A 15,177-nucleotide genomic window follows, 5' to 3' on the forward strand; every position below is an offset into this window, starting at 1 on the left:
TTGACGTAAAAATAGAGTAAAAGTTTAATTTTGGTCAAAAAATAAATGGACCTTCTCGATAAATTAAGAAAATACGAAAACCTCCACATCATTTTTTGGCTAATTAAGGACACATGCTGGATGCTTGAATTTAAGTGGTTAGGCACGTTTGTTATGATTCCCACACTTTTTCTTGCCCTATTTATCATCTTTAAGAGCATAAAAACGAAGGAGCTATTTTTAAATACAGCCATATTCTTTTGGATATCCGCAAACAGCTTCTGGATGATGATGGAGTTTTTCAACCACGATCATTACAAGAATTTCGCGGGAATTCCTTTTGGTTTAGGTTTTATTTTTATTGGCGTTTTTTACTGGAAAACATACAAATTAAACCAAAGCATTTCCTAAACATTTTTATCTTAAAACTCAATGCTACGGTTGAGTTTTGTTGCAATCCTCTTTTCATGGAGCTCGAACTGAATAAATTCACGTTTAATAGCGTGTTTTGGCTAAAAAAAGTCGAAAAATTGCCTTAATTCTGTTAAATTTATGGCTCTAAAAGATTGATGATGATAGAAACAAAACCTTACCAAACTAAACATAAAATTCGTATAGTAACCGCTGCTGCTTTATTTGATGGGCATGATGCGGCAATAAATATTATGCGCCGCGTAATGCAAAGTACAGGTGCTGAAATTATACATTTAGGTCACGATCGCAGCGTACAAGAAATTGTTGATTGCGCTATTCAGGAAGATGCCAATGCTATTGCCATTACAAGTTATCAAGGTGGACACAATGAGTATTTTAAATACATGTACGATCTTTTAAAAGAAAGGGGTTGTAGTCATATTAAAATCTTCGGTGGTGGTGGTGGAACCATTTTACCTTCAGAAATAGAAGAACTTCATAATTATGGAATCACACGCATTTATCATCCTGATGATGGACGTTCTCTTGGGCTTCAAGGCATGATAAACGATGTTCTAAAACAAAGTGATTATGCAACAGGAACTAACCTTAACGGCGAGGTAAAACATTTAAAGTCTAGTGATCATAAATCAATAGCAAAATTAATTTCGGCAGCAGAAAATTTTAATGAAGAAAGTAAAGCGGTTTTAGATCCTATTCGTAAAGAAGCAAAAACTTCTACAACTCCTGTTATTGGTATCACAGGTACTGGAGGTGCGGGAAAATCTTCGTTAGTCGATGAGTTAGTTCGTCGTTTCTTGTTAGATTTTCCTGATAAAAAAATCGGAATCGTTTCCGTTGATCCAAGTAAACGTAAAACTGGCGGCGCACTTTTAGGCGATAGAATTCGCATGAATTCAATAAAGAACCAACGTGTTTACATGCGCTCCTTAGCAACTCGTCAGAGTAATTTGGCCTTGTCTAAATACGTTCAGGATGCTATTGATATTCTTAAGGTTTCTGGTTTTGATTTAGTAATTATCGAAACAGCTGGTATTGGTCAAAGTGATACAGAAATTATTGAACACAGTAATATGAGTCTGTATATCATGACTCCAGAGTTTGGCGCCGCATCTCAGTTAGAAAAAATTGACATGCTTGAATTTGCCGACATTGTTGCCATAAACAAATTTGATAAACGTGGTGCGCTTGATGCCTTGCGTGATGTAAAAAAACAATACAAACGCAATCATAATTTGTGGGAAGCAAAAGACGAAGAGCTACCAGTATATGGTACCATTGCATCTCAGTTCAACGACCCGGGAACCAACACGCTTTACAAAGCTTTAATGGATAAACTGGTTGAAAAAACTGGTGCGAAATTAAAATCCACTTTTAAAGTAACGGATGAAATGAGCGAGAAGATTTACATTATTCCGCCGAACCGTACGCGCTATTTAAGTGAAATTTCAGAAGCGTCACGCACCTACGATAAATGGGTAAACGATCAAGCTACAATCGCTATTCAAATTCAGAGTATTCGTAATACGATTGATACACTTAAAACTTCTAAAATGGAAGATAAGGATCGTGTCATTAAAAGTTTAGAAGAGCAATCAGAAATTATTCGTTTGGATTTGGATCCACGCAATTTAAAAACACTAGAAACCTTTGACGAAAAGAAAAAACTTTACATCGATGAGTATTACATTTTTAAAGTTCGTAACAAAGAAATAAAAATTAAAACCCATTATGAGAGTTTATCACATTCTCAAATACCAAAAGTCTCTGTACCAAAATATTCTGGCTGGGGAGATATTTTAAAATGGAGTTTGCGCGAAAATTTTCCAGGAGAATTTCCATACACCTCAGGAATTTATCCTTTCAAGCGTGAAGGAGAAGATCCTACACGTATGTTTGCTGGTGAAGGTGGACCCGAAAGAACCAACAAACGTTTTCATTATGTAAGTAAAGGTTTGCCTGCCGCACGTCTCAGCACAGCGTTTGACAGTGTAACGCTTTACGGAAACGATCCCGATCACCGTCCAGATATTTATGGTAAAGTTGGAAATAGCGGCGTAAGCGTTTGTTGTTTAGATGATGCCAAAAAATTATATAGCGGTTTTAATTTAGCAGATCCAAAAACATCCGTATCCATGACCATTAATGGTCCAGCTGCCACCATTGCTGCTTTCTTTATGAACGCCGCCATTGATCAGCAGTGTGAGCTTTACATCAAAGAAAATAAACTCGAAAAAGAAATCGAAAAAAAGATTGCCGATATCTATAAAGCTAAAGGAACAAAGCGTCCTAAATATAATTTGGATGAATTACCGGAAGGCAATAACGGTCTAGGCTTAATGTTGTTGGGTGTTACTGGTGATATGGTTTTACCGAAAGATGTTTACGAAAAAATTAAAGTTCATACCTTATCACAAGTGCGTGGAACGGTGCAGGCTGACATCTTAAAAGAAGATCAAGCGCAAAATACTTGCATTTTTAGTACTGAATTTAGTTTACGCGTAATGGGTGACGTGCAGCAATACTTTATCGATAACAACGTTCGTAATTTCTACTCTGTTTCCATAAGCGGTTATCATATTGCGGAAGCAGGTGCTAATCCTATTTCGCAGCTCGCCTTTACACTATCAAATGGATTTACATTTGTAGAATATTACTTAAGTCGTGGCATGAACATCAATGACTTTGCTCCAAACTTATCTTTCTTTTTCAGTAATGGAATTGATCCAGAGTACAGTGTGATTGGTCGTGTATCGCGTCGGATCTGGGCTAAAGCCATGAAACAAAAATACGGTGCTAACGATAGAAGTCAAATGTTGAAATACCATATTCAAACTTCAGGGCGGTCGTTACACGCTCAGGAAATTGATTTTAACGATATTCGTACAACACTTCAAGCCTTGTATGCGATCTACGACAACTGTAATTCTTTACACACAAACGCTTACGACGAGGCTATTACAACACCAACAGAAGAATCGGTTCGTCGTGCAATGGCTATTCAATTAATTATTAACCGCGAGTTAGGTTTAGCTAAAAACGAAAATCCTTTGCAAGGAGCGTTTATTATTGAAGAATTAACCGACTTAGTGGAAGAAGCTGTGTTAAGCGAATTTGACCGCATCACAGAACGTGGTGGCGTGTTGGGCGCAATGGAAACTATGTACCAACGCAGCAAAATACAAGAAGAAAGCTTGTACTACGAAACATTAAAACACAACGGAGAGTATCCTTTAATTGGTGTGAACACATTCTTAAATTCTAAAGGTAGTCCAACTGTATTACCGCGTGAAGTCATTCGTTCTACAACCGAAGAAAAAGAAGATCAGATTAATACACGAAACAGTTTATGGGAAACCAATAAAGATAAAAGTGCTGCTATTCTAAAAACGCTTCAACACAAAGCCATTCAAAATGAAAATTTATTTGAAGGTTTGATGGAAGCTGTGAAGTATTGTTCTTTAGGGCAAATCACCAACGCGCTTTTTGAAGTCGGAGGACAGTACAGAAGGAACATGTAAAGTCAAAAGTCTAAAATATAAACCCTGCTATTTAGCAGGGTTTTTTGTTATATTTAATTATGATTAAAGCAATAAATATTTCAGAAGATGTCTTTAGTAGTTATAACTACAATCCAGAAAAAGAACTCGACAATCTTTCCAAGGTAAATATCTTTATTGGGCCAAATAATTCTGGTAAAAGTAGGTTTTTGCGGCATTTATTCGCACTAGAAAACCTAAAATTTACGTCAGACAACTATGACCTTAAGACCATTTCTTTAAAACTAAAACTCTTTAAAGAGAAAATTCTCATGGAAGTAGAAAACAATGGCGCGCTTCCAGATGCATTTTCCAAAAAATATTTAGACAATTTAGAAATTCCCGAGCTCTCAAATTTTGAAATTAAAGTTAACCTTGATAAATTAATAACTTTTCTTAATGATATCCTAAAAATTAAACAAGAAAATTTTCAATTGAGTTTTCGAGTACATGCACCAAATACTAATTACTTGTTAAAGTTTTTTATTGAGAAGACCGGCGAACTACTATTGGATATTGAAAAAATAATAGGCACTAATGAAGGAGAATTCTACGAAAGGGCTTACATTCCAATATTAAGAGGCCTAAGGCCGATTCAGTTAGACCAAACCGGAAAGAATTTGTATAAGGCTGAGGGTACTGATAACTACCTTATTAGGACAGTGGAAGATTATTTTTCAGATAAAACCGTTAACGGAAAAGTTAACATCAATGTTTATAGCGGTCTCAATATTTACAGTGACATAAAATCACAATTACTTAATAGCAGAGAACAGCGGGAAAACATCAAACAGTTCGAGAATTTCTTGCAGAAAAATTTTTTTGAAAACCGAACGGTAACATTAATACCTCAAAAAGGAAAAGACGTTCTGCTTGTAGGGATTGGAGAAACTGAAAAACTAATCCACGAATTAGGAGACGGTATCCAAGCTTTGATTTTATTACTTTATCCAATATTTATAAACCGTGGCCGGAAATTTATGTTTTTTATAGAAGAGCCTGAGCTATTTATGCATCCTGGTATGCAAAGGGTCTTTTTGGAGACACTGCTTAGCGATGAATTTAAAGATATGCAATTCTTCCTAACAACACACTCACATCATTTTTTGGATTTAACTTTCGACAATAAAAACATTTCAATTTATAGCTTTGCATTTAAAGATGATAAATTTAAAATTAAAAATCTCTTAAGTCCTGCACATTTTATTTTATCTGAACTAGGAATAAGAAACTCATCTTTATTTCTTTCGAATTGTACCATTTGGGTTGAGGGGGTAACGGATCGAAAATACATTAGGAAATTTTTGGAAATGTACAGCAATAATAACTCAAATTACAAAAGGTTTTTAGAGGATTTACACTATTCTTTCATCGAGTATGCAGGAAGCAATATTACCCACTGGAACTTTGAGGAAGAAAGTGATGATGAAAAAATTGGTGCTTTAAAAATTAACCATAATATCTTTTTAATAGTTGACAGTGATGTTCTTTCTAATGGACAAAAGCCTACTGTAAAGGAATTAAGGCATGAAAATTTAAAAAAAGCACTTGGTGATAAATTATATATTACCGAAGGCAAAGAAATAGAAAATATGCTTTCCTTTGATACAATTAAAAATGTAGTTGCTTATTATGAAAAGAAAAATACTCGTGATCTAAAATTTAAAAAAGGATTTGTTGGAAAATCAAAAGTAATAAGCCAAAATAGCGGTTTGGAAATTGAAAAACCTATTTATTGGAATAAAAACATTGGCGAACTAATTGACAAAACTTTGGATGGTCGCACGAGAGACTACAAGGATGGAAATACAATCATGGGAAAAGATACTTTTTGCCACAAGGCAATAGAATCTATTAAAAAATATGAAGATCTGTCTGAAGAGGCAAAAGATTTAAGTAGAAGAATCTTTGAATTTATTGCAAACTGCAACAAATAAGTAACTCAGATTCTTTTAGCGATATTCGTAGACAGTTTCAGTTTATCCGATATGTATTCATTTTTAGTATAAATCACCAACGCGCGTTTTGAAGTGGGAGGACAATACCGCCAGAATATGTAAAAGTAGTGTCCGTAGATACTGCGCTTATCGAAGTATGGTGGGCAATCCAGTAGGAACCCGTATTTTTTCCACATCATTTTCTCTTAACCCCTTTATAATTAAGGGGTTTCAGGTTATTTTTTAATGAAATAAAAGACTGTCTTTCAATCAAAAAATGTAAATTCTGTCAACGTAATGACAATTTTTATATAAATTTTGTCAATACAATGACAATTTTTACACTAATTTAGTCAATACAATGACAAAATTTGTATATTTGAGGTATGGAAATTCAAAGGGTTCAATTAAACGAATTGCTTAAGAACCTAAAACCACAAAAAGTTACATTACTTCTAGGCGCGCGTAGGGTAGGAAAATCTATTCTCATAGAAACTTTATTACAAGATTATAAACGTCCATACCTATACCTCAATGGAGAAGATGAAGACACACATCTATTACTTGCTCAAAGAACAGTAAGTAATTATACACGTGTTTTAAATGGCAACGACCTGCTAGTAATTGATGAAGCGCAAGGTATACCCGAAATTGGAAAAAAACTCAAACTAATGGTTGATTCCATTAAAGGTCTAAAAGTATTAGTTACCGGTTCTTCTTCTTTTGATATTCTAAATATTTCCGGAGAACCTCTTACCGGAAGAAGCATTACCATTAACCTCTACCCTATTTGGCAAGGAGAATTAAAGGAAAATGCTTTGCAAATAAAACAAAACCTTGAAGACCGTCTTATATACGGCTCTTATCCTGAACTATGGCACTTAAAAACTAAGGATGAGAAACAACATTACTTGAACGATCTTGCAAATTCATACCTCTTAAAAGATATCTTAATTCTCGACGGACTCAGAAATGCTTCTGTAGTTTTTAGTTTGCTGAAAATGATTGCTTATCAAATTGGAAAAGAAGTTTCATACAACGAACTAGGAAATTCACTTGGCATTAGTAAAAACACCGTGGAAAAATATTTAAACTTACTTACAAAAGTATTTGTGTTATATAAAGTTTCCGCTTACAGTAATAATCTTCGAAAAGAAATTTCGAAAAGCCAACGCTGGTATTTTATCGATAACGGCATACGTAACGCGGTAGTAGGAGACTTCCAACCTCTAGCATTAAGGCGTGAAGACGACAAAGGCATGCTTTGGGAAAATTATTTATTCATGGAAAGATTGAAACGTAACACGTATAAAAAAAGCAATCCCGATTATTATTTTTGGCGAACTTACGATCAACAAGAAATAGATTTACTCGAAGTAAAAACAAAAAAAATACAAGCCTTTGAATTTAAATATAGCTCAAAGAAAACACCAAAAGTGCCAATAGCCTTTGCAAAAGCATACCCTACTGCCACATTCCAAGTTGTGAACGATAAAAGCTATCTTGATTTTATTTTATAAAAAGCTAGTTTTAGTGGCCTTCTTATAACTATTAACCTAAGTTTTGTTATTCCACAAGATTATAAATCTTTTGTATGTCCTTTAGAATTTTCACGAAATCTAATTTTAAATCAATTATTTTTCCTGTGTGAATATCAAATACCCAGCCATGCACTTGGGGGAAGCTTTTTTTATAATATTCTTGCTGAACACTTGCAAGTTTTATCACATTGATACATTGCTCTTGAACGTTTAACTCGACAAGCCTGTTGTATCGCTGATGCTCGTCCTTAATTGCGTCTAACTCATCCATATGTAAACGGTAAACATCGCGAATGTTTCGTAGCCATGGATTTAATATTCCCATATCCTTAGGCTGCATGGCAGCTTTAACACCTCCACAATTATAATGTCCACATACAACAATGTGTTTTACACCTAAGTGTCTAACCGCATAATTAATAACGGACATTACATTTAAATCTGTTGCATTTACAAGGTTCGCAATATTACGGTGTACAAAAACCTCGCCCGGCTCAGCACCCATCAAATCTTCTGCGGTTACGCGACTATCGCTGCAGCCAATGTATAAATACTCAGGGTGTTGATCAGTTGAGAGCTTCTCAAAAAAAGAAACGTCCGTTTGTTTTTTCTTTTCTAACCACTTAAGGTTGTTTTCAAATACTTCTTTGTAAGTTGGCATATTTCATAGTTTTAGTTGTTATAACTTATTGAGCTTTTGTTTAAGTATACTCTCATAATGTCTATTCACAATTCTTTTAGATTAATCCTAAAATAAACACTCTTGCTAAAATAAAATAAATGGCGGGAATTATTGTTTTGCAGCTTTTACAATATCTTTTACTTCAAGAATAGACTTGTCATAACCCTTCGCTGCAGAATTAATCATAGCTAGTCCCAATTCTTTTAAAGTTGAAACTGCTGAAGGAAAAGCGAAACGCAAGAACGGATACATCCAAGATATGTACTTATAATATTTGAGGGGGTTTTTTAATCCCTCGGTTGGCTGCATATAACCAGGGCGGAATAAATACACTTTTTTAAAAGACAGTTTCTTTAAATCGTTTTCTGTTTTTCCTTTCACGCGTGCCCACATACTTCTTCCCTTTTCAGTTGAATCGGTCGCTGCTCCAGAGATATAACCAAATATCATTCCTTCATTAATCTTGCAAAGAGTTTCTGCAACATGAATGGTAAGTGTATGGGTCATTTTTGTATAATTGGCTTCATTCATTCCAACCGAAGAAACGCCCAAACAAAAGAAACAGGCATTGTAACCGTGTAATTTGTTTTCTATAGAAGACAGATTAAAAAAATCTGAATGGACAATTTCCTTTATTTTTGGATTTATGTATCCAGAAGACTTTCGTGTCAATACAAGAATTTCTTCAACTTCTGGGTGCAAAACACATTCGTGTAAAACACCTTCACCCACCATGCCTGTTGCACCGGTTAAAATTACTTTTAATTTCATAGTTTATTATCCCTCAAAATTATGCTTAACATGGCTGCCATCACAAAATGGTTTGTTGTCTGATTTACCGCAACGACAAAGGGCTGTAACATTATTTTTACGAATCTCAGTTCCTTTAGAGTCCTTGATAAGAACATTGCCATAAACAAGAAGAGGTCCGTTGACCGCGGCTTCAATTTTCGTTTCCGCACTTACCTGTGTAGAACCTTCTACTTCGTTATTGTAATAAAAACTTAAGGCACCGCTTGGGCACTTCTTTACATGCTCTATAACTTTATCTGTATTTGCTCCTTCCGGCATTATCCAAGGTTTTAATTGAGGGTTAAATACTTCTGGTAAGCCAGTAGACCCTTTCCAACATAAGGTAGAATGAATGCAAGTAGAAGGTTTCCAAACAATGGTAATCTCACCATTTGTGTATTTCTTGGTTATATCTCTTTCCATACTTTAATACGTCTAAATTATTTGAGTTTATCTAAAAGTTCATTCGTTAAAGTATCTGAATATATTCCGTAACCATTTACAAGGAGTCCTTTTATTTTATGATCATGAGAGGAGATAGCGTAGAGAACAGATTGATCGGAAGGATCCTCGTTGACGTCGAATCGAAAAGATTTATCAATCTCAAACTCAGATGGAGAAAAGTTATGCTTCCCTTCGCTACAAATAATTCCATTTTTCTTTAGATTAAAGTCAATTGTATAACCTTGTTTTTTTAGTGCTGCAATAGCAACACTCAGCGTTTCGTAACTTTCCATAACAATGTCTTAATAAATGTTTACGAATATTTCTTATAATAAAAGTAATCATTTTATAGAAAGAAGTAAAGTCACACTTTGTTACATAAAAAAAGGCCCCTTAAATAAGGGACCTTTTTTATTAAGATTTAAATCTTAGTGTGCGCCACCGTCTTCTTCTCCTTCTTCCAAAGGAACAGTTTGCGGAACAAAATCTTTTTCTTTACCAGGCTTGCTGTAGTCATAAGCCCAACGGTGCACAGTTGGTAATTCTCCAGGCCAGTTACCGTGAATGTGAGCCATTGGTGTAGTCCATTCAAGTGTATTTGAATTCCAAGGATTTTGTGGTGCTTTTTCTCCGCGGAAAATACTATAAAAGAAATTGAATAAGAATATACCTTGCCCTAAAGCTCCTATAATTGCACAAATAGTTACAATTTCATTAATGTCAACTAAGTTGTCAAACATCGGAAAATTGCTATTGGTGTAATATCTACGGGGAACGCCTGCTAATCCTAAAAAGTGCATAGGGAAGAAAACACCGTAAGCCATTGTAATGGTAACCCAGAAATGTGCAAAACCTAATTTTTTATTCATCATGCGTAAGAACAATTTCGGGAACCAATGATACACACCAGCAAACATACCGAAGATCGCACTTAATCCCATAACGATATGGAAGTGGGCTACCACAAAATACGTATCATGTACGTTAATATCTAATGTAGAATCGGCTAAGATAATCCCTGTTACACCACCAGTAATAAAAGAGGACACCAATCCAATCGCAAATAACATTGCAGGAGTAAATTGAATATTACCTTTCCACATTGTAGTAATATAGTTAAACGCCTTTACCGCTGAAGGAATGGCAATTAATAAAGTAGTAAATACAAACACAGAACCTAAGAAAGGATTCATCCCGGTCATAAACATATGGTGACCCCAAACGATGAAAGACAAGAAACCAATTGCTAAAATTGAACCAATCATTGCACGGTAACCAAAAATAGGTTTACGAGAACTTGTAGCAATAACCTCTGATGCAATACCCAATGCTGGTAATAAAACGATGTACACCTCTGGGTGACCGAGAAACCAGAACAAGTGTTCAAATAATACCGGACTTCCACCCACATTATCTAATGGGCGGCCACCAATGTAAATGTCAGAAAGGTAAAATGAAGTATTAAAACTTCTATCGAAAATTAATAATAGTGCGCATGAAAATAATACAGGGAAAGAAAGTACACCTAAAATAGCCGTAATTAAGAAAGCCCAAATAGATAATGGCAATCTTGTCATTTTCATTCCTTTCGCTCTTAAATTAATAACTGTAATGATGTAATTTAAACTTCCTAATAAAGAAGATATAATAAATATTGCCATTGACACTAACCACATTGTCATCCCTAATTTTGAACCAGGAATAGCTTCTGGAAGAGCTGATAAAGGAGGGTAAATTGTCCACCCAGCAGAAGCAGGACCGTCTTCAATAAAACAAGAAGCAAGCATGATAGAACTTGATGCAAAGAAAAACCAATACGATAACATGTTTAAGAATCCAGAGGCCATATCACGTGCACCAACTTGATAAGGAATCAACAGGTTACTGAAAGTTCCACTTAATCCACCTGTTAAAACGAAGAACACCATAATTGTTCCGTGAATCGTAACAAGCGCTAGATACATATTTGGATCAAGAATTCCATCTTTGCCCCATTTATCGCCTAATAGTGCATTAATAAATCCGAATTTTTCTCCCGGCCATGCTAATTGTAAACGAAAGATAACGGACATTGTCATTGCAACAACAGCCATAATTATCGCAGTAATTAAAAACTGACGCGAGATCATTTTGTGATCCATACTGAAAACGTACTTACTCACAAAACTTTCATGATGATCGTCATGATCATGCACGTGATCATGGTGAACTAAATGTTCTTTTTCTAATCCTGTATTCATCGGGGTAGCCATCTTGTAATTTATTTAGAAATTTTTAAATTAGTTTTTTGAAGCAACAGTTTTAAATGCCTTTTGTTTAGCGATCCAGGCTTGATAATCCTCCTCTGTATCAACAATCACGTTCATTTGCATGTTAAAATGAGATACACCACAAATCTTATTACACAAAAGTAAATAATCAAATTCAATTGGTTCTTTGTTCTCTAAAGCACGCGCCTTGTTAATTCCCGCCATCATCATTATTGTATAAGGATCTTTACGCATTTCTGCAGTAGTTTTTGTTGGCTTAAATTTAAAGTACGTTATCATTCCTGGTACGCAATTCATTTGAGCCCGAAAGTGAGGAAGGTAAGCACTATGAATAACATCTCGGCTACGCATAACCAATTCAATCTCACGTCCTACAGGAATATGAAATTCATTCTTAACAATTTGATCATCGAATCCTGCAACATCTGTAGTATCCATGCCAACAGAGTTTCCTCCGTCAATTTGTCTGTAATCAGTTTCGCCTAACTTACCGTCTTTACCTGTATAGCGCGCAGACCAATCAAATTGTTTTGCATAAAGCTCAATAGTAACACGGTTAGGTTCTTTCGCATCATCCATAATTTCATTCCAGTATTTTAAACCGAAAATAATGATGAAAGTTAAAGCCACTGCAGGAACAACCGTCCAGAGCATTTCTAACTTATTATTGTGCGGATAATAAACTGCTTTGTTTTTAGAATTACCACGGTACTTATAGGCAAACCAGAATAAAACAAAATTAGTAATAATGAAAATAACTGTAATTAACCACATGTTTGCGTCCCACAAATCATCAATTAAAACGCCATGCTCAGATGCAGCGGGTGGTAATGAACGATCCATCCAACGTTCAACTTGCCAGAAGAAAAACACAAAGAAAAGAATCATGAATGCCAGCATTGCTTTTCCCATCATATTATTATCGGTGTCAGTTATCTGCCACTCTTTTGTTTTCTTTAAACCACGACTTAACTCGATAATCCTTAATAACTGATGTCCCGCAATTATTAATAACACTATGGCTAACAGAACTAATAAACTCATCTTTTATTTATTTAAAATTTTTAATTTCCTTATTTAATTAATACTAAATTGAATGGTGTAAACTCTCCTGAATAAAAGGATGGTTTTTTACACGCAGTGGCACTTTTGCAAGAGCGTTCAATACAACATAAATAAATAAACCTAAAAAGAAAAAGAAACAACCAAATTCCATCCAGCTTAACCCTGTCCAGTGGTGTCCAACTGTTCCTGGCATAACAATCATAATAACATCTAAATAATGCCCAATGAAAATTATAGTTCCAACAAACATTAAGAAAAAGAAATTACGTTTTGAATCGCGGCTCATTAACATCACCATTGGAAGTGCAAAGTTGATGAAGAACACTGTCCACATTAACGCTTTGTAATTTTCCCAACGTGCTGTAAAGTAAACAACTTCCTCAGGAATATCAGCATACCAAATCAACATGAATTGCGAGAAATATAAATAAGTCCATAAGAAAGAAATTGCAAACATCCACTTACCCATATCATGAATTGTGCTTTCCGTTACAAATTCCATATAACCTTCCTTTTTCAACCAAATTACTAGGATTGTAATTGCTGTTAATGCGCTAATCCACATTCCAGAGAATATATACCATCCAAATAAAGTTGAGAACCAATGTGTATCAATACTCATCACCCAATCCCATGAAGCTGTTGAAGAGGTTACTGCGAATAACACCATAAACCAGGCTCCTATTTTAATATTTTTCCAGTGGTAACTGTTGTTAATATCAACATCTAATTTATCTGCTTCGATTGAATTATTACGTAATTTAAAAGTAAACCATAACCATCCAATCATATACAGAATAGTTCTTACCCACCAAAACACTCCAAAGTATCCCATTTTACCGGCAATAATTTTATCGTAATTTTCACTTGTTGCATCAGCAATTCCAGGAGTCATCCAATGATAAATATGGTGTACTTGAAATTGCCCCAACAAAAATAGTAGCATCATGAAAGATAAACCCCAAGGTAAATACATAGTCACTGCCTCAATAACACGCTTAATTGTTGTAGACCAACCCGCTTCAGCAGCATATTGCAATCCTAAAAAGAAAGCGGCAGCTAAAGATAAAGCCATAAAGAAAAATGCTCCTGAAAACACATTGCTCCAAGCTCTTGTATTATGATAATCAGGATCTCCATCCACGTGATCGGTTAAGAACATCAAAATAATTGATATTAAACCCACGGCCATTAGCCCAAAAGAGAACATCCTGGCTTTTGACGGAACTGTAAAATTTAATTTTTCGGTATTCATATGTTAGTCTCTCTTAATTCTAATAAATATTAATGTTTAGCTGGCATAGTTTTCGAACTATCCGCTGCTGCCGTAACTTTAGGTCCTTGTAATTTTTGAACAAAATAAACAAGCTTCCAACGCTCTTCCTGTGTTAACTGACTAGCGTGAGAACCCATTGTGCCTTTACCATAAGTAAGCGTATGAAATATTTTACCTTCTGGTAAATCCTTTAAAGCTCCATCGTAAGCAGGTGGTGGGCCAGGTAACTTAGCGCCAACTTTTCCATCACCAGCGCCTGTAACACCGTGACAGTGAACGCAAAACTTACCATATAATACTTCACCCTCATTTTCCCATTTCTCTCTATTAGAAACTGAAAGTGGGTTATGCAAGTTTGCACCAGCTTGAGTATATCCTTCAGCTGTATTCGGATATGCATACGGAAGGAAACCACGTGCAACACTACCCTTTACAGGCTTCATGGCGTTATTCAATGTGTCACCATCAACAGTGTGAACTTGATAATATTCTAATGAAGGAGAACGGTACATGTCAGGCATAAATTCAACACCAGGACTATTTTCATCTTTCTTACCACATGATGTAAAACTAGCCAATACGAGTGATGCAAAAGCAACACTAAAAGCAAATTTTATGGTTCTATAATTTTTTTTCATTGTATAATACTAGTGTGTTTCTTCTAAAATGTATTTCGGTTCAACTACATAAGAGTTAATCAGATTAACTTCTTCAGCGCCGCTGTCTTTTAAAATTGTTTTTGCTTTTTCAGATTGAGCATCATTCAAGTCTAATAAAAGCATGAACTTATCATCGGTTGTACGAGGATCAGGATTCTTAGCTTTTGCGCCTGGCACAAGCATACAACGTAACAAATAAGTTAATGCCATTCCATGAGCAGCACAAAAAACAGTAGATTCAAATGTGATTGGAATAAATGCAGGAATATTGAAATAATATGCCCAATTTGGTTTACCACCAATATCATTCGGCCAATCAGAAACCATCATGTACCACATCATTAATGTAGCCAAACCAATACCAGTAAGACCATAAATAAATGCACAAATAGCCAAACGTGTACGAGGAACTCCGATTAATGAATCTAAACCGTGAATCGGCATAGGAGTGTAAGCTTCTTTGACACGAATACCAGAAGCTCTTAATTTTTTACACGCTTCCATCATTGGCACTTCATCGCCAAAAATTCCGTGAATGATATGTTTATTAGTTGCCAT

The 15,177-nt window shown here is 35.2% G+C and carries 13 protein-coding genes; 4 read left to right on the forward strand and 9 right to left on the reverse strand.

From position 1 onward, the window contains the following. Window positions 1-45 precede the first annotated feature (45 nt). The 4 genes from P2086_RS00950 to P2086_RS00965 all read left to right on the forward strand — a co-directional run bounded on the left by P2086_RS00950 (window position 46) and on the right by P2086_RS00965 (window position 7,410). Entirely contained in the window at window positions 46-390 is a 345-nt protein-coding gene (locus P2086_RS00950; protein WP_317898548.1) for a hypothetical protein, read from the forward strand. A 158-nt stretch (window positions 391-548) separates the two neighbouring features. Then, window positions 549-3,935 carry a methylmalonyl-CoA mutase family protein gene (locus tag P2086_RS00955; protein WP_317898549.1) on the forward strand — a complete coding sequence of 1,129 codons (3,387 nt, stop codon included), beginning with the start codon at window positions 549-551 and terminating at the stop codon, window positions 3,933-3,935. Between the two features lie 59 nt (window positions 3,936-3,994). Beyond that, the gene (locus P2086_RS00960) at window positions 3,995-5,890 is read left to right on the forward strand and encodes an AAA family ATPase (RefSeq protein ID WP_317898550.1); all 1,896 of its coding nucleotides are present in this window, start codon (window positions 3,995-3,997) and stop codon (window positions 5,888-5,890) included. Window positions 5,891-6,276: 386 nt separating this feature from the next. Then, on the forward strand, window positions 6,277-7,410 hold the full coding sequence (locus P2086_RS00965; RefSeq protein WP_317898551.1) for an ATP-binding protein: 1,134 nt from the start codon (window positions 6,277-6,279) through the stop codon (window positions 7,408-7,410). Between the two features lie 46 nt (window positions 7,411-7,456). Here P2086_RS00965 and P2086_RS00970 read toward each other — a convergent pair whose 3' ends face one another. The 9 genes from P2086_RS00970 to P2086_RS01010 form a co-directional block, all read right to left on the reverse strand. Then, on the reverse strand, window positions 7,457-8,092 hold the full coding sequence (locus P2086_RS00970; RefSeq protein ID WP_317898552.1) for a carbonic anhydrase: 636 nt from the start codon (window positions 8,090-8,092) through the stop codon (window positions 7,457-7,459). Window positions 8,093-8,221: 129 nt separating this feature from the next. Beyond that, window positions 8,222-8,884, reverse strand: coding sequence for a Rossmann-fold NAD(P)-binding domain-containing protein (locus tag P2086_RS00975; RefSeq protein ID WP_317898553.1), 663 nt, complete (start codon window positions 8,882-8,884; stop codon window positions 8,222-8,224). A gap of 6 nt (window positions 8,885-8,890) precedes the next feature. Continuing rightward, window positions 8,891-9,328 carry a (4Fe-4S)-binding protein gene (locus P2086_RS00980; protein WP_317898554.1) on the reverse strand — a complete coding sequence of 146 codons (438 nt, stop codon included), beginning with the start codon at window positions 9,326-9,328 and terminating at the stop codon, window positions 8,891-8,893. Window positions 9,329-9,345: 17 nt separating this feature from the next. Then, window positions 9,346-9,642, reverse strand: a complete 297-nt coding sequence (locus P2086_RS00985; RefSeq protein ID WP_317898555.1) for a phosphoribosylpyrophosphate synthetase — start codon at window positions 9,640-9,642, stop codon at window positions 9,346-9,348. A 135-nt stretch (window positions 9,643-9,777) separates the two neighbouring features. Continuing rightward, a complete protein-coding gene (locus tag P2086_RS00990) occupies window positions 9,778-11,601 on the reverse strand; it encodes a cytochrome c oxidase subunit I (RefSeq protein ID WP_317898556.1) in 1,824 nt (607 codons plus the stop codon). A gap of 27 nt (window positions 11,602-11,628) precedes the next feature. Further along, window positions 11,629-12,663 (reverse strand): cytochrome c oxidase subunit II, encoded by a 1,035-nt coding sequence (locus tag P2086_RS00995; RefSeq protein ID WP_317898557.1) that lies wholly within the window; start codon window positions 12,661-12,663, stop codon window positions 11,629-11,631. Window positions 12,664-12,706: 43 nt separating this feature from the next. Next, window positions 12,707-13,939, reverse strand: a complete 1,233-nt coding sequence (locus P2086_RS01000) for a quinol:cytochrome C oxidoreductase (protein WP_317898558.1) — start codon at window positions 13,937-13,939, stop codon at window positions 12,707-12,709. 29 nt (window positions 13,940-13,968) lie between these two features. Next, window positions 13,969-14,598, reverse strand: a complete 630-nt coding sequence (locus P2086_RS01005; RefSeq protein WP_317898559.1) for a c-type cytochrome — start codon at window positions 14,596-14,598, stop codon at window positions 13,969-13,971. A gap of 9 nt (window positions 14,599-14,607) precedes the next feature. Beyond that, window positions 14,608-15,177, reverse strand: coding sequence for a DUF3341 domain-containing protein (locus P2086_RS01010; RefSeq protein ID WP_317898560.1), 570 nt, complete (start codon window positions 15,175-15,177; stop codon window positions 14,608-14,610).

Source organism: Aurantibacillus circumpalustris (genome assembly GCF_029625215.1).
GTDB classification, from domain to species: domain Bacteria; phylum Bacteroidota; class Bacteroidia; order B-17B0; family Aurantibacillaceae; genus Aurantibacillus; species Aurantibacillus circumpalustris.